This is a genomic window from Microbispora sp. NBRC 16548, from assembly GCF_030268985.1.
Lineage (GTDB): Bacteria > Actinomycetota > Actinomycetes > Streptosporangiales > Streptosporangiaceae > Microbispora > Microbispora catharanthi.
In genome coordinates, this window is record NZ_BSSF01000002.1 from 585,245 (window position 1) to 601,522 (window position 16,278).

At 72.6% G+C, this 16,278-nt stretch carries 18 protein-coding genes; 11 read left to right on the top strand and 7 right to left on the bottom strand.

The window, feature by feature from the left end; translation table 11 throughout:
- Window positions 1-55 precede the first annotated feature (55 nt).
- From QSK36_RS07090 to QSK36_RS07110, 5 genes are read left to right on the top strand one after another with little or no spacing between them, the layout of a single operon-like run.
- Window positions 56-1,603, top strand: coding sequence for an acyl-CoA synthetase (locus QSK36_RS07090; RefSeq protein ID WP_285781741.1), 1,548 nt, complete (start codon window positions 56-58; stop codon window positions 1,601-1,603).
- Window position 1,604: 1 nt separating this feature from the next.
- Window positions 1,605-2,522, top strand: coding sequence for a Zn-ribbon domain-containing OB-fold protein (locus QSK36_RS07095; RefSeq protein ID WP_285781742.1), 918 nt, complete (start codon window positions 1,605-1,607; stop codon window positions 2,520-2,522).
- Window positions 2,519-3,556, top strand: a complete 1,038-nt coding sequence (locus QSK36_RS07100; protein WP_285781743.1) for a thiolase family protein — start codon at window positions 2,519-2,521, stop codon at window positions 3,554-3,556. Before QSK36_RS07095 ends, QSK36_RS07100 begins: the two co-directional genes overlap by 4 nt.
- Window positions 3,557-3,565: 9 nt before the next feature.
- Window positions 3,566-4,714 carry a thiolase family protein gene (locus tag QSK36_RS07105; RefSeq protein WP_285781744.1) on the top strand — a complete coding sequence of 383 codons (1,149 nt, stop codon included), beginning with the start codon at window positions 3,566-3,568 and terminating at the stop codon, window positions 4,712-4,714.
- An 18-nt stretch (window positions 4,715-4,732) separates the two neighbouring features.
- A complete protein-coding gene (locus QSK36_RS07110; RefSeq protein ID WP_285781745.1) occupies window positions 4,733-6,343 on the top strand; it encodes an acyl-CoA synthetase in 1,611 nt (536 codons plus the stop codon).
- Here the strand turns inward: QSK36_RS07110 and QSK36_RS07115 are convergent.
- The 4 genes from QSK36_RS07115 to map form a co-directional block, all read right to left on the bottom strand.
- Window positions 6,331-7,338, bottom strand: coding sequence for a glycoside hydrolase family 113 protein (locus QSK36_RS07115; RefSeq protein WP_285781746.1), 1,008 nt, complete (start codon window positions 7,336-7,338; stop codon window positions 6,331-6,333). The genes QSK36_RS07110 and QSK36_RS07115 overlap by 13 nt on opposite strands.
- A complete protein-coding gene (locus tag QSK36_RS07120; RefSeq protein WP_221263425.1) occupies window positions 7,335-8,018 on the bottom strand; it encodes a VC0807 family protein in 684 nt (227 codons plus the stop codon). The genes QSK36_RS07115 and QSK36_RS07120 overlap by 4 nt, the downstream gene beginning before the upstream one ends.
- 106 nt (window positions 8,019-8,124) lie before the next feature.
- Window positions 8,125-8,763, bottom strand: coding sequence for a LysE family translocator (locus QSK36_RS07125; protein ID WP_285781747.1), 639 nt, complete (start codon window positions 8,761-8,763; stop codon window positions 8,125-8,127).
- 53 nt (window positions 8,764-8,816) lie between these two features.
- Window positions 8,817-9,584 carry a type I methionyl aminopeptidase gene (gene map / locus QSK36_RS07130; RefSeq protein WP_285781748.1) on the bottom strand — a complete coding sequence of 256 codons (768 nt, stop codon included), beginning with the start codon at window positions 9,582-9,584 and terminating at the stop codon, window positions 8,817-8,819.
- A 54-nt stretch (window positions 9,585-9,638) separates the two neighbouring features.
- Between map and QSK36_RS07135 the strand changes: the two genes are divergently transcribed.
- Together QSK36_RS07135 and QSK36_RS07140 are read left to right on the top strand one after the other, a co-directional pair.
- Window positions 9,639-9,914 carry a helix-turn-helix domain-containing protein gene (locus tag QSK36_RS07135; protein ID WP_142562592.1) on the top strand — a complete coding sequence of 92 codons (276 nt, stop codon included), beginning with the start codon at window positions 9,639-9,641 and terminating at the stop codon, window positions 9,912-9,914.
- Window positions 9,915-10,201: 287 nt separating this feature from the next.
- Window positions 10,202-10,720 carry a hypothetical protein gene (locus tag QSK36_RS07140; protein WP_285781749.1) on the top strand — a complete coding sequence of 173 codons (519 nt, stop codon included), beginning with the start codon at window positions 10,202-10,204 and terminating at the stop codon, window positions 10,718-10,720.
- A gap of 5 nt (window positions 10,721-10,725) precedes the next feature.
- Here the strand turns inward: QSK36_RS07140 and QSK36_RS07145 are convergent, their stop codons facing one another.
- The gene (locus tag QSK36_RS07145) at window positions 10,726-11,940 is read right to left on the bottom strand and encodes a serine hydrolase domain-containing protein (protein ID WP_285781750.1); all 1,215 of its coding nucleotides are present in this window, start codon (window positions 11,938-11,940) and stop codon (window positions 10,726-10,728) included.
- A gap of 112 nt (window positions 11,941-12,052) precedes the next feature.
- Window positions 12,053-12,958: a LysR family transcriptional regulator gene (locus QSK36_RS07150; RefSeq protein ID WP_183534911.1), complete on the bottom strand. Its 906-nt coding sequence runs from the start codon at window positions 12,956-12,958 to the stop codon at window positions 12,053-12,055.
- Between the two features lie 76 nt (window positions 12,959-13,034).
- Between QSK36_RS07150 and QSK36_RS07155 the strand changes: the two genes are divergently transcribed.
- From QSK36_RS07155 to QSK36_RS07170, 4 genes are read left to right on the top strand one after another with little or no spacing between them, the layout of a single operon-like run.
- On the top strand, window positions 13,035-13,985 hold the full coding sequence (locus QSK36_RS07155; RefSeq protein WP_285781751.1) for a threonine ammonia-lyase: 951 nt from the start codon (window positions 13,035-13,037) through the stop codon (window positions 13,983-13,985).
- 33 nt (window positions 13,986-14,018) lie between these two features.
- Complete coding sequence (locus tag QSK36_RS07160; protein ID WP_182898862.1) at window positions 14,019-14,651, top strand: TetR/AcrR family transcriptional regulator; 633 nt, start codon at window positions 14,019-14,021, stop codon at window positions 14,649-14,651.
- Between the two features lies 1 nt (window position 14,652).
- On the top strand, window positions 14,653-15,123 hold the full coding sequence (locus tag QSK36_RS07165) for an acyl-CoA thioesterase (protein WP_285781752.1): 471 nt from the start codon (window positions 14,653-14,655) through the stop codon (window positions 15,121-15,123).
- Window positions 15,117-15,494, top strand: a complete 378-nt coding sequence (locus QSK36_RS07170; protein ID WP_285781753.1) for a hypothetical protein — start codon at window positions 15,117-15,119, stop codon at window positions 15,492-15,494. Before QSK36_RS07165 ends, QSK36_RS07170 begins: the two co-directional genes overlap by 7 nt.
- A gap of 15 nt (window positions 15,495-15,509) precedes the next feature.
- Here the strand turns inward: QSK36_RS07170 and QSK36_RS07175 are convergent, their stop codons facing one another.
- Window positions 15,510-16,262: a hypothetical protein gene (locus QSK36_RS07175; RefSeq protein WP_285781754.1), complete on the bottom strand. Its 753-nt coding sequence runs from the start codon at window positions 16,260-16,262 to the stop codon at window positions 15,510-15,512.
- Window positions 16,263-16,278 lie beyond the last annotated feature (16 nt).

A 16,278-nucleotide genomic window follows, 5' to 3' on the forward strand; every position in this document is an offset into this window, starting at 1 on the left:
GGGGCCGCTCACGCCGCGGACGCCCCGGCAGTGCGGCCATAAAGGGAGCTGGCATATGGGCTCACTCGGTTTCTGGAGACTTGCGCAGGCCGACCCGGCGTGGATCGCCGCGGTCGATCCCGACGGAACGGAACATCCCGCGGACGAGCTGCTCGCCAAGGCCAACCGCGTGGTCCACGGCCTGCGCGAGCTGGGCCTGCGTCCCGGGGACGGCATCTGCGGCCTGCTGCCCAACGGCGCGGACGGCCTCGTGCTCTACCTCGCCGCCCTGCAGGCGGGGTGGTACTACACGCCGGTCAACTGGCACCTCACCGGGCCCGAGATCGGCTACATCGTCGCCGACAGCGAGGCCGCCGCGTTCTTCGCCCACGAGCGGTACGCCGCGGAGGCCGTCAGGGGCGCCCAGGAAGCCGGGATCGCCGCCGACCGGTGCTTCTCCTACGGCGAGGTCGAGGGCTTCCGGCCCGTGGCCGAGCTGACCGACGGCAGGCCGGACAGCACGCCCCCCGACCGTACGGCCGGGGCCACCATGCACTACACCTCGGGCACCACCGGCAGGCCGAAGGGTGTGCGGCGCGCGCTCACCGGCCTCGACCCCGACGACTCCGCCGAGTTGATGACGGGGCTGCTGCGGCTGTTCGGCGTGACGCCGGGCCGGCCGAACGCCCACCTGGTCACGTCGCCGAGCTATCACACGGCGGTCACCCAGTTCGCCGGTACGGCGCTGCACATGGGGCACACGCTTGTCTTCATGGACAGGTGGGACGCGGAGGAGACCCTGCGCCTGTGCGAACGCCACCGCGTGACGAACTCCCACATGGTGCCGACGCACTTCAAACGGCTGCTGTCGCTGCCCGAGGAGACGCGGGACTCCTACGACCTGTCGTCGCTGCGCTGGATGATCCACGCCGCCGCGCCCTGCCCGGTGCCGGTCAAGTGGCAGATGCTGGAGTGGTGGGGCGACGTGATCTACGAGTACTACGCCGCCACCGAGGGCGGCGGCACGATCGCCACTCCCGAGGACTGGAAGAAGCGGCCGGGCACGGTCGGGAAGGCCTGGCCGGGCAGCGAGCTGCTGATCGTGGACGACGAGCTCGCGCCGGTGCCCGCGGGCACGCCCGGCACCGTCTACATGAAGATGGGCGTCTCCTTCGAGTACAAGGGCGACCCGGAGAAGACCGCGGCCAACCGGCTGCGCGATTACTTCACCGTCGGGGACATCGGCTACCTGGACGAGGACGGCTTCCTGTTCCTCTGCGACCGCAAGGCCGACATGATCATCTCGGGCGGGGCGAACATCTATCCGGCCGAGATCGAGAAGGAGCTCATGGTCCACCCGAAGGTGGCCGACGTGGCCGTCTTCGGCATCCCGGACGACGAGTGGGGCGAGCGCATCATGGCCGTCGTCGAGCCCGCGCCCGGCGCCGTCCCCGGGCAGGAACTGGCCGCGGAGATCGTCCTTTCGCTGGAGGGCCGCCTGGCCCGCATGAAGTGGCCGAGCGTGATCGACTTCATCGACGAGATGCCCCGCGAGCCGAACGGCAAGCTGCTCAAACGCAAGCTGCGCGCCCCCTACTGGGAAGGCAGGGACCGTGCCATCTGACATGTCCGAGGACCTGGTCGCGACGCACGTCCTGGAGTTCCCCGGCGGTTACACCCGGACGACCGGGCCGGTCATCGGGCGGTTCCTCACCGAACTGCGCGACCGGCGGCTCGTCGGGGTCCGTACGGCCGGGGGGCGGGTGCTGGTGCCGCCGCTGGAGTACGACCCGGACACGGGCGACGTGGTCACCGAGGAGTACGTGGAGGTCGGGCCGGCCGGGACCGTCCAGGCGTGGGCCTGGGTGGGCTCCCCGCGCCCCGGACACCCGCTCGACCGGCCGTTCGCCTGGGCGTTGATCAGACTCGACGGCGCCGACACGGCCCTCGTCCACGCGGTGGACGCGGGGAGCCCGAAGGCGCTTCGGCCGGGCATGCGGGTGCGCCCGCGCTGGCGGGCCGCCACCACCGGGCACATCACGGACATCGAGTGCTTCCTGCCCGAGGTCACCTCGCTCGTCGCGCCCGTGCGGGCCGAGTATCGCGTCACGCCGGGCCGTGCGCTCACCCGGTTCCTGGAGGGCGTGCGCGACGGGAGGTTCGTCGGCGGCAGGTGCGCCGCGTGCGCCGCCGTCTACGTGCCCTACCGCGAGTCGTGCCCCGCGTGCGGCTCGGTCGTCGAGGAGGAGGTGGAGGTCGTCGACACCGGCACGGTCACCACCTTCGCGATCAACAACCTGCCCGACCCCCGGGCCCCCGAGGTGCCGTTCGTCTCCGCGTACGTGCTGCTGGACGGCGCGGACACGCCGATGATCACGCTGATCGGCGGGGTGCCGGCGCACGAGGTGCGGCAGGGCATGCGGGTGCGCGCCGTGTGGGTGCCGCCAGAGGAGCGGACGCTGTCGATGACCAACGTGAAGTGGTTCGAGCCGACCGGGGAGCCGGACGCCGACCTCGACGACTCCACCGGAGGTGCCCGATGAGTGGGCTCGTGCGCGAGGTGGCCGTCGTCGCCTTCGCCCAGACCGTCCACACCGGCCACGACACCGGGCTGGCCGAGCCGGAGCTGCTGCTGCCGGTGATCGACGAGGTCAAGCGGGCGACCGGGCTGAAGAGGTTCGGCTTCACGTGTTCCGGCTCGTGCGACTACCTGGCCGGGGCGCCGTTCTCGTTCGTCTCGGCGCTCGACGCGGTCGGCGCCTGGCCGCCCATCAGCGAGAGCCACGTCGAGATGGACGGCGCCTTCGCGCTGTACGAGGCGTGGGTGCGGCTCCAGCACGGCGACATCGACACCGCGCTGGTCTACGGCTTCGGCAAGTCGTCGATGTCGGACATCCGGGAGATCATGACGCTCCAGCTCGACCCGTACTATCTGGCGCCGCTCGGGCTCGACCAGGTGTCCTATGCCGCCCTGCAGGCCGCCGCCGCGGGCGCCGACCGGGCCGTGCTCGACGAGATCGTACGGCGCAGCCGCGCGGACGGCCGGGCCAACCCGTACGCCCTCGACCTGCCGGACCCTTCAGGGGAGGAGTTCGAGGTCGAGCCGCTGCGGCCGTACGACGTCGCGCCGGTCACGGATGGGGCGGCCGCCGTGGTGCTGGCCGCGGGGGACCGCGCCCGTGAGCTCGCCGGGCGGCCCGCCTGGATCACCGGCATCGCGCACCGCGCCGAGCCCCACTACCTGGGCATGCGCGACCTCTCCCGGTCGGTGTCCACCGCTGACGCGGGCCGGGCGGCCGGGGTGGGCAAGGGCCCGGTCGACGTGGCGGAACTCCACACCCAGTTCAGCCACGAGGAGACGATCCTGCGCGAGGCGCTCGGCCTGTCCGCCGACGTGACGGTCAACCCGTCGGGCGGGCCGCTCGCGGCCAACCCGCTCATGGCCACCGGCCTGATCCGCGTGGGCGAGGCGGCCCGGCGGATCCTCGACGGCTCGGCCGGCCGCACGGTGGCGCACGCCACCTCGGGACCGTGCCTGCAGCAGAACCTCGTCGCCGTGCTCGAAACGTCCGCGTAGGGAGTCGCCGTGGGAAACCGCTGTGCCGTCATCGGCGTGGGCCAGACCCGCTACCAGACCAGACGGCGGGACGTGTCGCTGGCCGGGCTGGTCCGCGAGGCCGCTCTGCGGGCGCTCGAGGACGCCGGCCTGACGTTCGCCGACATCGACGCGGTCGTCATCGGCAAGGCCCCCGACCTGTTCGAGGGCGTGATGATGCCGGAGGCGTACCTCGCCGACGCGCTCGGCGCGGCCGGCAAGCCGGTGATGCGCGTGCACACGGCGGGCTCGGTCGGCGGCTCGACCGCGCTGGTCGGCGCGTCGCTCGTCCAGGCCGGGGTGCACGGGCGGGTGCTGGTGGTCGCCTTCGAGAAGCAGTCGGAGTCGAACGCCACCTGGGCCCTGACCACGCACCTGCCCTTCAACGCCTCCCTGGTCGTGGGCGCGGGCGGCTACTTCGCGCCGCACATCAGGGAGTACATGCGCAGGTCGGGCGCGCCGGACCACATCGGCACGCTGGTCGCGGTCAAGGACCGGCTGAACGCGCTGAAGAACCCGTACGCCCACCTGCGCATCCCCGGGATCAACCGGGAGATGGTCGAGTCGACCCCGATGCTGTGGGAGCCGATCCGCTACCTGGAGACCTGCCCGTCGTCCGACGGCGCCTGCGCGATGGTGCTCGCGGCCGAGGACAAGGTGACCGGCACGCCCGCCTGGATCCACGGCACGGCGATGCGCTCGGAACCCATCATGGTGGCGGGCCGCGACGTCGTCAGCCCGCGGGCGGGCCACGACTGCGCCGCCGACGTCTACCGCCAGGCCGGGGTCACCGATCCGCGCCGGGAGATCGACGTCGCCGAGGTGTACGTTCCGTTCTCCTGGTATGAGCCGATGTGGTTGGAGAACCTCGGCTTCGCCACCGAGGGGGAGGGCTGGAAGCTCACCGAGGCCGGGTGCACGGCCCTCGACGGCGACACCCCCTGGAACGCCTCCGGCGGCGTGCTGTCGTCCAACCCGATCGGCGCCTCCGGCCTCATCCGCTTCGCCGAGGCGGCGCTCCAGGTGCGGGGCATGGCGGGGGAGCACCAGGTCGAGGGGGCGCGCCTCGCGCTCGGCCACGCGTACGGCGGAGGCGCCCAGTTCTTCGCGATGTGGATCGTCGGCAGCAGTAAACCCTGAGCGCGGGAGGTCCGCCGGATGGAGTTCAACCACGCCGATCTTTTCGAGGGGCTCGCCGACGCCATCGGGGACCGCGTGGCGGTGGTCTGCGGCGACGACCGCCTGACCTACGCCGAGCTCGACGCCCGCGCCAACCGGCTCGCCCACCACCTGGCCGCGCACGGCGTCCGCCACGGCACGCACGTCGGCATGCAGCTCTACAACGGGGTGGAGTACGTCGCGGGCCTGCTGGCGACGCTGAAGCTGCGGGCCGTGCCGGTCAACGTCAACTACCGGTACGTCGAGTCGGAGCTGCTCTACCTCTACCGGGACTCCGGCGTCGCGGCCCTGCTGTTCGACGTGGAGTTCGACGACCGCGTCGCGGCCGTGGCCGCGCAGGTCCCCGGGCTGCGCCACCTCGTCGCCGTCGGCGGCCCCACGGACGTGCCGGACGCGGTGCCGTACGAGGAGGCGGTGGCGGGGCAGCCCGAGGGCAGAGGATTTCCGCCCCGGTCCGGCGACGACGTGTACGTCATCTACACCGGCGGCACGACCGGCATGCCCAAGGGCGTGATGTGGCGGTCGGAGGACCTGTTCTACGCCTTCGGCGGCGGCAACCCGTACGGCGAGCCGCTGAAGACGCCCGAGGCGGTGATCGAGCAGGCGCACGGCGCGGCGTCGCCGATCGTCATGATGACGGCGGCGCCGCTGATGCACGGCGCCGCGCAGGTGGGCACCTTCATCGCCTGGTGGATGGGCGGCACGATGGTGTACGTCCGCAGGTTCGACGCCGCCGCCGTGCTGCGCGCGATCGAGCGGGAGAAGGTCGTCAGCCTGAACGTCACCGGCGACGCGATGGCCCGCCCGCTCGCCGACGAGATCGCCGCCGGCTCCTACGACCTGTCGTCGCTGTTCGCGCTCAGCTCGACCGGGGCGATCCTCAGCGGGGCCGTACGCGTCCGGCTGGAGGAGCTCCTGCCGGGCCGGATGATCCTCGACAACTTCGGCTCGACCGAGTCCGGATACACGGCGTCCGCCGTCGACGGGTCGTCGCCGGAGTCGGGCCTGCGCTACCGGCCCAACGCCAACGCCTCCGTCGCCGTGCTGGACGAGACGCTGACCCCGGTCGAGCCGGGCTCGGGGCGGATCGGCACCGTGGCCAGGACCGGCCGGATCGCGTCCGGCTACCACAACGACCCGGACAAGACCGCCCGCACCTTCGTGACCGACGCCCACGGCGTCCGGTGGCTGCTCACCGGCGACCTCGCCACGGTCGAGGAGGACGGCACGATCCGCATCCTCGGCCGCGGATCCCAGTGCATCAACACCGGCGGGGAGAAGGTCTTCCCCGAGGAGGTCGAGGCGGTGCTCAAGGGGCATCCCGCCGTGTTCGACGCCGTGGTCACCGGCATCCCCGACGAACGCTGGGGCTCGCGGGTCGCGGCCGTCGTCCAGCCGTACGACGGGACCTCGCCGACGGCGCAGCAGCTCGACGCCCACTGCCGCACCCGGCTGTCGGGCTACAAGGTGCCGCGGACCTACGCGTTCGTGGAGGAGATCCTCCGCTCCCCGGCGGGCAAGGCCGACTACCGGTGGGCCGGCCAGGTGGCCGCCGTCGCATCTCAGCCGGCCGCGGGTCAGCCCGAGTAGGCGGCGGCGAGGGCGTGGAAGACCTCCTTCGGTTCCCTGCCGCCCGCCTTCGGCTCCCTGCCGCCGTCCTTCAGCAGCCGGACCACTCCGTAGGAGGACATGTCGAGGTCGCTGCGCGGGTCCGGGTCGTACGTCGTCCCGTAGCCGGCGAAGGTGAACCAGAAGGCGCTGTCCACGCCCTCCTCCTCGAACACGGTGAGCAGTTCGCGCAGGTAGCGGACCTGCTCGCCCTCGTCGCGGCGGTAGTCGCCGTCCAGCCGGGGCGGATTCACGGTGTAGTCCACGATGGCCCACGCCATGCCGCCGCGTGCGCCTGCCCCTGTGTAGGCGCACGTGCCGAACTCGGTGACCGCCACCGGCTTGCCGAACCGGAAGCGGGAGCGCAGCTCCTCGCGGTAGGTCGCGGCGTTGCGCTCGTCGCGGTAGGCGTCCACCGCGACGATGTCGAACGGGCTCCAGTCGACGTCCTCCCAGTCGCCCGAGGCGTACGTCACCCGTCCGCCGAAGAGCGTGCGGACGGCCTCGGCGGTCTCCGCCAGGAAGGGGTTCAGCCGCGCGGGGATCTCGGCGAACCGGGCGTACAGCTCGGAATCCCCCGTGCCGAGTGCGGCCATGCGGTGGAAGAAGGTCTCCCCGGGCAGGAAACCGGCGCAGAAGAAGCTCAGCTCGCACCCGGTCACGAGCACCACCTCCGCGCCGTCGCGCCGCACCTCCTCGGCCCGCTCGGCGCATTCCAGGAAGTACGGCGCGAGCTCCCGCGTCGTCATCTCGCAGGGGAAGGGCGCGAACCACACCTCCAGCCCCGCCTCGGCGGCGTGCCGCGCGGCGACGCTGAGCCGTTCGGGGTGCCCGCCGGTGATGCGGACCGCGGTGCAGTGCAGCTCTTCGGCGATGACCCGCATCTCCGCGCGGACCGTCTCCGGGTCGAACGTCTCCCGGCTGATGTGCCCGCCCGGGAGGAAACCGGTGTCGTAGTTGATGCCCCTGCCCCTCATCGCGCGTCCCTCGTCTCGTTGTTGATCATCCACATGATCGGCCCGGAGCCGAACGCGCCCGCGACCACGAGCCCCACCGCGAGTGCGGCGATCAGCAGCACGTTGGACAGCCAGACCATGGTGGACACCGGCAGCGTGAACGCGCCGATCAGCCGGGCCACGCAGTCGGCGAGCATCGCCGCGCCCCAGATGCCGGTGAAGCGGCGCTCGGCGCGGCGGAACCGGGTGGAGCTCGCGAGCCGTTCCCAGGCGGCCTCCCGCACCGCGTTCCCCCGGGTGATGAACGCGCGCATTCCCGGGGTCATCACCGGGCGCGCGGTGAACGCCGAGAGCATCATGAACAGGCTGATCACACCGCTGAGGGCCGAGTCCTTGGCGATCATCATGCGGGCGTCGCCGGTGACGAAGCTCAGCGCGATGCCCGCCACGTTGACCGCCAGCGTGAGCCCGGCCAGCCCGTTCAGCGTGCGGTCCCTGACGATCCCGGCGACCACCCGGACGGCCGGGATCACGCCGCTCACGGCCAGCGCGGTGACCTCGCTCGTGCCCAACGCGCCGTGCAGGAGGTAGTAGCACGCCATCGGCGCGGCGACGTCGACCGCCAGCGGCATCAGCAAGGTGCGGAGGGTGCCCCGCCGGGGCTGCGCGGCTCTCACCGGGGCGGTCAGGGTCTCGGTCATCGGCTCCTCCAGGGCGTCTCCGTGTGCGTCAAGCGTCTCGAAAACCGGAGGGGCCGGGCAGATTCAGCGATCCCGATTGCGGCAGTACAAATGTCCTGGGTAGCCGTCAGAGCTTCTTGGCGCCCTCGGTCGCGAGCGCGGCCACGGCGCCGAGGCCGAGGTAGACGACGCCGCTGCCCTTGTCGAGCCGCCGCCGGGCCCGCGCCGAGGAACGCAGCCGCCCGGCCAGGACCGAGGCCAGCAGGGCGTACGTGCCGTCGCTGGCCATGCCGAGCGCGACCCACACGGCCCCGAGCACGAGCACCTGCGGCGCCACGGGACCGCGCGACGGGTCGACGAACTGCGGCAGGAACGCGAGGTAGAACATGGCCGTCTTCGGGTTCAGCACGTTGACCACGAACCCCTCGCCGAACAGCCGCCGGGGCGAGGCCACCTTGACCTCGGCCTCCTCCGCCTCCGTCCGCCGCATGAGCTTGCGGACGCCCAGGTAGAGGAGGTAGGCCGCGCCCAGGTACTTCACGACGGCGAACGCCGTGGCCGAGGCGGCGAGCAGCGCGGTGATCCCGAACGCCGCGGCGGCGATGTGGACGAGCGAACCGGTGTGGACGCCGAGAACGGAGACCAGCCCCGCCGTACGCCCCTGGGCCACGCTGCGGGTGACGATGTAGAGCACGGCGGGTCCCGGAACCAGGAGCAGCGCCAGCGTTGCGATCGCGAACAGGGCGAGTGTGGGCAGAGTCGGCATGGCTCGGATGGTACGGACACCGCGCCCGTTCCGGCACGTGGATTTTTCACGCCCTAGAGCAGGGTCAGCACGCGGGGGCCGTCCTCCGTGATCGCGATGGTGTGCTCCATGTGGGCGGCCCGGCTGCCGTCCACGCTGTGCAGCGTCCAGCCGTCGGCCGCCGTGTGGTAACCGTCCCGGCCTCCGGCGATGAACATCGGCTCGATGGCCAGCGCGAGGCCGTGCCGCAGGGGATAGCCCCGGCCGGGCCGGCCGTGGTTCGGCACCGACGGGTCCTCGTGCATGCGGCGGCCGATGCCGTGGCCGCCGAAGTCCCTGGGCATGCCGTACCCGGCCTTCTGGGCGACCGCGCCGATCGCCGCCGAGATGTCCCCGATGCGGTTGCCCACGGTCGCGGCGGCGATCCCGGCCTCCAACGCCCGGCGCGTGGTGTCGACGAGCTCCAGGTCGCCGGGCCGCGGCGTGCCCACGATGAACGTGACGGCGGCGTCGGCCGCCCAGCCGTCCAGTACCGCGCCGCAGTCGACGCCGACGACGTCCCCGTCACGCAGCCGGTAATCGGTCGGGATGCCGTGCACGATGGCGTCGTTGACGGACACGCAGATCACGGCGGGGAAAGGGGTCGGCGCGAAGTGCGGCCGGTAGCCGAGGAACGGGGAGCTCGCCCCGGCCTCGCGCAGCTCCGCCCGCGCCGCCTCGTCCAGGTCGGTGAGCCGCACCCCCACGGCCGCGGTCCGCCGTACGGCGTCGAGCGCGCCGGCCACGACGCGTCCCGCCTCTCGCATCGCGTCCAGCGCGGCGTCGGTCTTGATCTCCACCATGACATGCCCTCCCGGGGTGGCACCAATAACTATACCGGTATTAGTATCACGGTCATGGTGAGAGTGCCCCTGACCCCCGAGGAGCGGCAGCGGGGGGAGCGGTTCGGCGTCCTGCTCCGGCAGGCGCGCGGCGAGCGCAGCATGGTCGAGGTCGCCGCGGCGGCCGGGCTGTCGGCCGAGACGCTGCGCAAGATCGAGACCGGCCGCGCGCCGACCCCGGCCTTCTTCACCGTCGCCGCGCTCGCCGCCGCGCTGGGCCTGTCATTGGACGAACTGGCCGCAGCCTGTGCCGAAGGTCCTCAGGCCGCCGAGTTCCGCCAAGCCGGCTGACGGCTCGCCGGCGTCGCCCGGCAAGGGTGCACGGTGCGGCCCCTACGGCGGGCCGGGATGCCGGCCGCTGAATCTTTCACCGGTCGTCGCCGGCTGGGCGGTCCGTGTCCGGCGGCGTTTCCCTCAGGTGGACGGCGGGCGGCCGGTCGCGCGCCCGCGGTCTCGGGCCGCCGCCGCAGGGGCGATTCCTGTACAGGCCGCGAGGCAGACCGGACGCTGGGAGCATCGCCGGCGAGTGGTGGCAGCCGGCCCGAGGCGGTGTGGTCAGCTCACCATGGAGGTGCCCGATGCGATTCCCCCACGGCCGGTTGCGTCACTCGGCCGTCCTCGCGGCCGTCGTGGCCACGGCGTCCGCGGTGACCGGGCTCGTCCCGGGCACGGCCGACGCCGCGCCGCGCGGATCGGCTCGCGTGGCCCACCTGCTGTCCACCCCGGTTCCCACTCCTACGCCGAGTGTGAGCGCCACGCCGAGCGTCATCGTCACGCCCGCCCAGGTGGTCGTGCCCGAAGGAGGCTCGGCGCTCATCTACGTACGGCTCAGCCAGAGGCCGTCGTACGGCTGGGTGACCGTCGACAGCGAGCGGCTGTTCGGCGACCCGGACCTGTCGATCGGCCCCCGGCTGCTCTTCCCCGCGGACAGATGGAGCACCTGGCAGTCCCTCCTCGTCTTCGCCGAGGAGGACGACGACGCGACGGACGGCACCGCCACGTTCCAGTCCCGGATCAGTCAGCTGCCGGGCAGCGGTGTCGCCGAGTGGAGCGCCATGGAGCTGGACAACGACGTCCCCACGCCGAGTCCCACCTGAACCCGTCAGAAGTAGCGCGAGCCGAGGTCGCCGGCAGGCCAGCTGCGCACCTTCCCGATCTGGGTGTTGAACAGGTCGGCGAGCACGTCGAAGTCGGGCGAGCCGCTCTCCTCCCGCCGGTTGAACAGGGCGGCGTAGGTGACGCCGTTCTGCAGGCGCGCGATGTACGTGTAGGTGCCGGGCTGTGAGCCGTCGTGCCAGGTGTTGACGTGCCCCGTCACCTGGCGCACCCACAGGCCGGCGCCATACCAGGAGCCGTACTGGTTCACGCCGATCTCGGGCTTGGCGAGCATCCTGGCGATGGAGGTCGAGTTGAGCACCGTGTTCGGCGCGTCGAGCACCTTCGCCAGGCGCACCAGGTCGGCCGCGGAGGCGATCCAGCCGCCGTTGGGGCCCTGGCAGGCCATGCTGAACCCGCCGCCGTACGGCGCGGGCAGGGCCTGGCCGGACTGGTCCAGGACGGTCTGGCCCGTGTAGCGCGACTCGTAGATCACCTCACCGGAGGCGGCCTGCGTCCGGAGCGTACGGCCCAGCCGTGGACGCGTGATGCCGAGAGGCGCCAGGACCTTCTGCCTGACGTAGGCCTCGTAGCCCATCCCGGAGACCTTCTCGATGATCCGGCCCAGCAGCAGATAACCGTAGTTGCTGTAGGCGAACTTCGTGCCGGGGGCGAAGTCGAGCGGCCGGGCGCTCGCGTACGTGACGATGTGGTCCTGGGTGATCGGCAGCGGCACGCCGAGCGCCTTGGCGATGGTGAGGTCCATGTGCAGGTAGTCGCCGGAGACGTCCCGGTCCCAGCCCCCGGTGTGCTGCAACAGCCGCCACACCGTCACGTTCGCCAGCCGGGAGTCGGCCGAGGTGGACAGGCCGAGGAGCTTCGCGGCCGAGGCGGTCAGGCTGAGCTTGCCCTCCTGGGCGAGCCGCATGATCGCGATGGCGGTGATGTGCTTGCTCAGGCTCGCGATGCGGAACAGCGACGTGGGCGACACGGCGGGAACGGCATGGCTGCCGTCGGAGTATCGGTAGCCCCTCGCGAGCACCAGCCTGCCGCCCTTGGAGACGGCGAGTTGGCCGCAGGTGATCCCTCGCTCCTTGATGTAGGTCTTCATCAGCGTGTCGAACCCGGCGAGCGAGGCCGGCGCCACCCCGGTGGCCTCCACGACGGGCGCGGGGAGCATCCTCGAACCGAACGTGAGGGCGGGCACCGCGATGGCGCCCATTTGGAGGAAGTTCCTCCTGCTCAGACCTCCCTGATCCTCAGATGTGGACGCGAACAGCGACATTTTCTGCATGTCCAATTTCTAGTGGATCAACGTCGTCGCCGCAGACATATCACGCATCTGCCTGGGCTATCGGGGCCGTCTGCGCCGGCCAGGGGAGGAGGGCCGTGACCAGGGCGGCGACGGCGGGCGGGTCGGGCGGCTCGCCGTACGTCGCGGCGTAGACCCGGCGGTCCGACCCCGGCAGCTCGGACACCCGCACGTCCGGGTGGCGGTGGGCCGACAGCGCCAGCCGGGGGAGGAGCGCCACGCCCAGCCCGGCCGCGACCATGGCCTGCATGGCCACGTAGTCGTCCGTGGTGAACGAGACGCGCGGCTCGAAGCCCGCCTCGGCGCACAGCGCGAGCAGGTGCGCGCGGCACCGCTCGCACCCCGCGATCCACGGCCCGTCCGCGCACGCCGCCAGATCCCCCGCGCCGCCGTACGCCGCGGGGGTGACGAGGAGGCTCGGGTCGTCGAGCAGGTGGACGAGGCGGACGCCGTCGTCCTCGGGAGCCGTCTCGCCATAGCGGAAGACCACGGCGACGTCCACCCGGCCGGCCCGCAGCAGGCGCAGTGCCTCGGGCGGCTCGGCCTCCATCAGCCGCAGGTCCAGCCCCGGATGGTCCTGCGCGAGCCGCGCGGCGGCGGCCGGTACGAACGTGCCGAGAGCCGAGGGGAACGCGGCCAGCCGTACGCGTCCGGCCCGCAGCCCGACGTGCGCGGCGAGCTCCGCGGACGCCGCGTCGAGGCGGCCGAGGATCTCGGCGCCCCGTTCGGCGAGCAGGCGGCCCGCCTCGGTGAGGCGGATGCCGCGCCCCACGCGCCGCACCAGCTTCGCGCCCGTCTCCGCCTCCAGCCGGGCGAGGTGGTGGCTCACCGAGGGCTGCGAGTAGTGCAGCTCCCGCGCCGCGGCGGTCACCGTGCCGGTCCTGGCCACGGCCACGAGCACCCGCAGTCGTACGACGTCGAGCGGCATTCATCGATCCCGTCTATGGTTTCGCCTCAGAACTTCAGTTGGACCTATTGTCCCGTCGGCGGCCAGGCTGGGGGCCATGACCGACATCCGCGACATCCTGGACGCCCGGCGGCTCATCGCCCCGCACCTGCCCGAGACCCCCATGTGGTCCTATCCCGTGCTCGACGCGGCGGTCGGCGCCGAGGTCCATGTGAAGCACGAGAACGTCCAGCCCACTGGGGCCTTCAAGGTGCGCGGCGGCATCACGCTACTGGCCCGCATGGCCGATCGCCGGCGCGGGGTCGTCACGTACTCGACCGGCAACCACGCCCAGTCCGTCGCGTACGCCTCCCGCCTGTACGGCGTGCCGTGCGCCGTCCTGATGCCGGAGAACCCGAACCCCGCCAAGGTCGCCGCGGTCGAGGCGCTCGGGGCGACCGTCGAGGTCCGGGGCGCGACGATGGTGGAGGCCGCCGAGCACGCGCGCGACCTCGCCGAACGCGCGGGACGCAGGCTGATCAGCCCGGCCGACGAGCCGGACATCCTGGCCGGGGTGGGCACGCTCTACGTCGAGATGTTCACCGCCCGGCCGGACCTGGAGGCGGTGTTCGTGCCGGTGGGCAGCGGCAGCGGGGCCGCCGCCGCGTGCCTCGCCGCCGCCGCGCTCGCGCCGGGCTGCCGGGTGATCGCCGTCCAGTCGGCCCAGGCTCCGGCCGCGCACGACTCCTGGCGGTTGCGGGAACCGGTGACCAGGCCCATAAAGACCGTCGTGGAAGGGCTCGCCACCGGGTCCTCGTTCGCGCTCCCGCAGGCCGTGATGCGGGATGGTCTGGCCGACTTCGTGCTGGTGGACGACGACGACATCCTGCGGGCCCAGCGGCTGCTGCTCACCGAGGCCCACACCCTGGCCGAGGGGGCGGGGGCCGCCGCGCTCGCCGGACTGCTGGCCCGGCGCGAGGAGTTCGCCGGGCGCACGGTCGCCGTGGTGTGCACGGGCGGCAACGCCGGCCCGGCCGAACTCGCCCGTCTCCTGGCCGCAGCCAAGTAGACGACCGACCGGTCGCTCGTATAGTTTGCCCGGGTGACACAAGACGGTCGGCGGCTGCGCGGGTTGCGCAGCCGCGAGACGATCCTCCGGCAGGCGGTGGAGCTGTCGTCCGTCGAAGGGCTCGACGGGCTCTCCCTGGGGCGGCTGGCGACGGCGACCGGCGTCAGCAAGTCCGGGCTCTTCGCGCACTGGCGTGACAAGGAGCAACTGCAGCTCGACGCCGTGGAGTGGGCCGTCCGGCAGTGGACCGAGCAGGTGGTGGGGCCCGCTCTGCGCGCCCCCGCGGGCGTACGGCGCCTGTTCGCGCTGCACGAGGCGCGGCTGGCCTTCTACGGCGACGGCGTGCTGCCCGGCGGGTGTTTCTTCTTCGCCGTGCAGGCCGAGTTCGACGACCGTCCCGGAGCCGTCCGCGACCGGCTCTCGCGCGCCATGCGCGAGTGGCAGGGGCTCATCCGCCGGCTGGTCGCGGAGGCCGTGACGCTGGGCGAACTGACCGGCGGCGCCGATCCCGCCCAGCTGGCCTACGAGATCGACGCGCTCGGCGAGATGGTGATCATCCATTCCCGGTTGCACGACGGGGCGCAGGCCCTCGTCCATGCCCGCCGCGGCGTGCTGCAGCGCCTGCGTGCGCTCTGCCCCGACCCCGCACTTCTCCCGGAGGACTGACATGACCGCAGGTGGCGTCCACGAGACCGTCCAGGTGTATTTCGACGACCTCGACGCGATGGGGCTGCTGCACAACTCGCGCTACGCCGTGCTGGTCGAGCGGGCGATCGGCGCCTACTGGCACCGGCTCGGCTGGGCGGCCGACCCCGGCCGGTCGGCCTTCAGGGACGTGCTGATGGCCGTACGCGAGTTCAAGGTGACCTACCACGTGCCCATCGCGGAGCCGGGCGAGCGGCTGGTGCACTTCTGGCTGGAGCGGATGGGACGCACCAGCGGGGTGTACGGCTTTCGCGTGCTGTCCGCGGACCGCGCCTCGGACCAATCCACCGTGCACGCCGAGGGCTACCGCGTCAACGTCAACCTGGATCCGGCCACTTTCCGGCCGACGCCGTTCAGCGACGAGATCCGCGAGGCCGCCGCGCCTCTGCTGCGCACGGCGCTCGCGGTGCTGCCGGAGGCGGCGCCGTGCTGAGGTCGCGCTGGATCGCCGGGCCCGCGGCGGAGCGGCCGGGACCGCTGGTGGCCGCGCTGACGGACTTCCGGACGGACCGGATGCTCGACCTGCCCGGCATCGCGCGGCGCGGCCTGTCGCTGAGCCGCCTGTGGCCGTCGCTGCCCGGCGCGGTCGGCATGTGGTTGTGGGCGGACATCCCCGGCCGCCGGGTCGGTTCGCTGTCGGTGTGGCGCAGTGAGAGTGATCTGCGGGAGTTCGTGCGGTTGCGTGCGCATGTCGAGATCATGCGCGAGTACCGGCATCGGGGCACGCTGCGTTCCCGCACGTGGCAGGTCGGCGCGGTGGACAGGGCGGTCCTGTGGCACGCGCTGACCGTTTCCTCGGGCTGAGCGAGGAAACAGGGCTCAGGGGCCGATGTCGTGCCGGGCGGACTCCTCGACCTCGTGCAGGCTCTGCCGGGTCAGTTCGAGCTCCGAGGTCAGCTCGTCGAGTGCCTGGGCGCCGCCGCCCGCGCCGTCGGAGGCCGCCGTCATGGCGGAGATCTCGACGGCCCGCGCGACCAGGCCCTCCAGGCTGATGGCGCCCGACTGCAGCCGGGCCAGCACCCGCTCGCGTGCGCCCGACAACCTGTCGTACACCTCGCGCTGCGCGTCCAGGGCGGCGATCGACCGGTCGAGCTCGCCCGCGACCTCCTGCCGGGCCGTCCGCCGCGACTGCGTGAGCCGTACGTGCTCCTGCTCCAGGAACCGGGGGTCGAAGCGGGCCAGCGCCGAGCCGGTGACGGAGGCGTGCCCGGCCAGCCGGCGCAGCGTGCCGACGGTGTCGTCCACCTGCGGGCGCATCGCCGCGATCCGGTCGAGCAGGAGCTGCCCGCGCATCGAGGCGGTCAGGTCGGCGAACGACGCGGCGGCCCGCTCCGCCCGCCGCAGCCACGCCTCCTCGGCGCTCCCTTTCGCCACCGGCGGTGCCTGCGGTTCCGTACGGCTCTCGCCTCCGGTGGACTGCCACGCGGAGGCGAACGCCTTGATGAGCCAGGCCGCGACCCCGGCGACGGGCACCCCCACAACAGGGACGCCGACCGCCCAGGCCGCGCCCGCGGCGGTGGCGCCCAGGAGCAGCGCCCAGGGGTCGCGGAGTTCCTCGGTGAAGCGGGACAAGGGGGCTCCCAGGTCG

Coding starts and splice junctions, on each gene's coding strand:
- QSK36_RS07100 (WP_285781743.1), top strand. CDS start 2,519: ATGAGTGGGCTCGTGCGCGAGGTGGCCGTCGTCGCCTTCGCCCAGACC.
- QSK36_RS07120 (WP_221263425.1), bottom strand. CDS start 8,018: ATGACCGAGACCCTGACCGCCCCGGTGAGAGCCGCGCAGCCCCGGCGG.
- QSK36_RS07155 (WP_285781751.1), top strand. CDS start 13,035: ATGACCGACATCCGCGACATCCTGGACGCCCGGCGGCTCATCGCCCCG.
- QSK36_RS07110 (WP_285781745.1), top strand. CDS start 4,733: ATGGAGTTCAACCACGCCGATCTTTTCGAGGGGCTCGCCGACGCCATC.
- QSK36_RS07140 (WP_285781749.1), top strand. CDS start 10,202: ATGCGATTCCCCCACGGCCGGTTGCGTCACTCGGCCGTCCTCGCGGCC.
- QSK36_RS07125 (WP_285781747.1), bottom strand. CDS start 8,763: ATGCCGACTCTGCCCACACTCGCCCTGTTCGCGATCGCAACGCTGGCG.
- QSK36_RS07135 (WP_142562592.1), top strand. CDS start 9,639: ATGGTGAGAGTGCCCCTGACCCCCGAGGAGCGGCAGCGGGGGGAGCGG.
- map (WP_285781748.1), bottom strand. CDS start 9,584: ATGGTGGAGATCAAGACCGACGCCGCGCTGGACGCGATGCGAGAGGCG.
- QSK36_RS07150 (WP_183534911.1), bottom strand. CDS start 12,958: ATGCCGCTCGACGTCGTACGACTGCGGGTGCTCGTGGCCGTGGCCAGG.
- QSK36_RS07165 (WP_285781752.1), top strand. CDS start 14,653: ATGACCGCAGGTGGCGTCCACGAGACCGTCCAGGTGTATTTCGACGAC.
- QSK36_RS07090 (WP_285781741.1), top strand. CDS start 56: ATGGGCTCACTCGGTTTCTGGAGACTTGCGCAGGCCGACCCGGCGTGG.
- QSK36_RS07145 (WP_285781750.1), bottom strand. CDS start 11,940: ATGGGCGCCATCGCGGTGCCCGCCCTCACGTTCGGTTCGAGGATGCTC.
- QSK36_RS07095 (WP_285781742.1), top strand. CDS start 1,605: ATGTCCGAGGACCTGGTCGCGACGCACGTCCTGGAGTTCCCCGGCGGT.
- QSK36_RS07115 (WP_285781746.1), bottom strand. CDS start 7,338: ATGAGGGGCAGGGGCATCAACTACGACACCGGTTTCCTCCCGGGCGGG.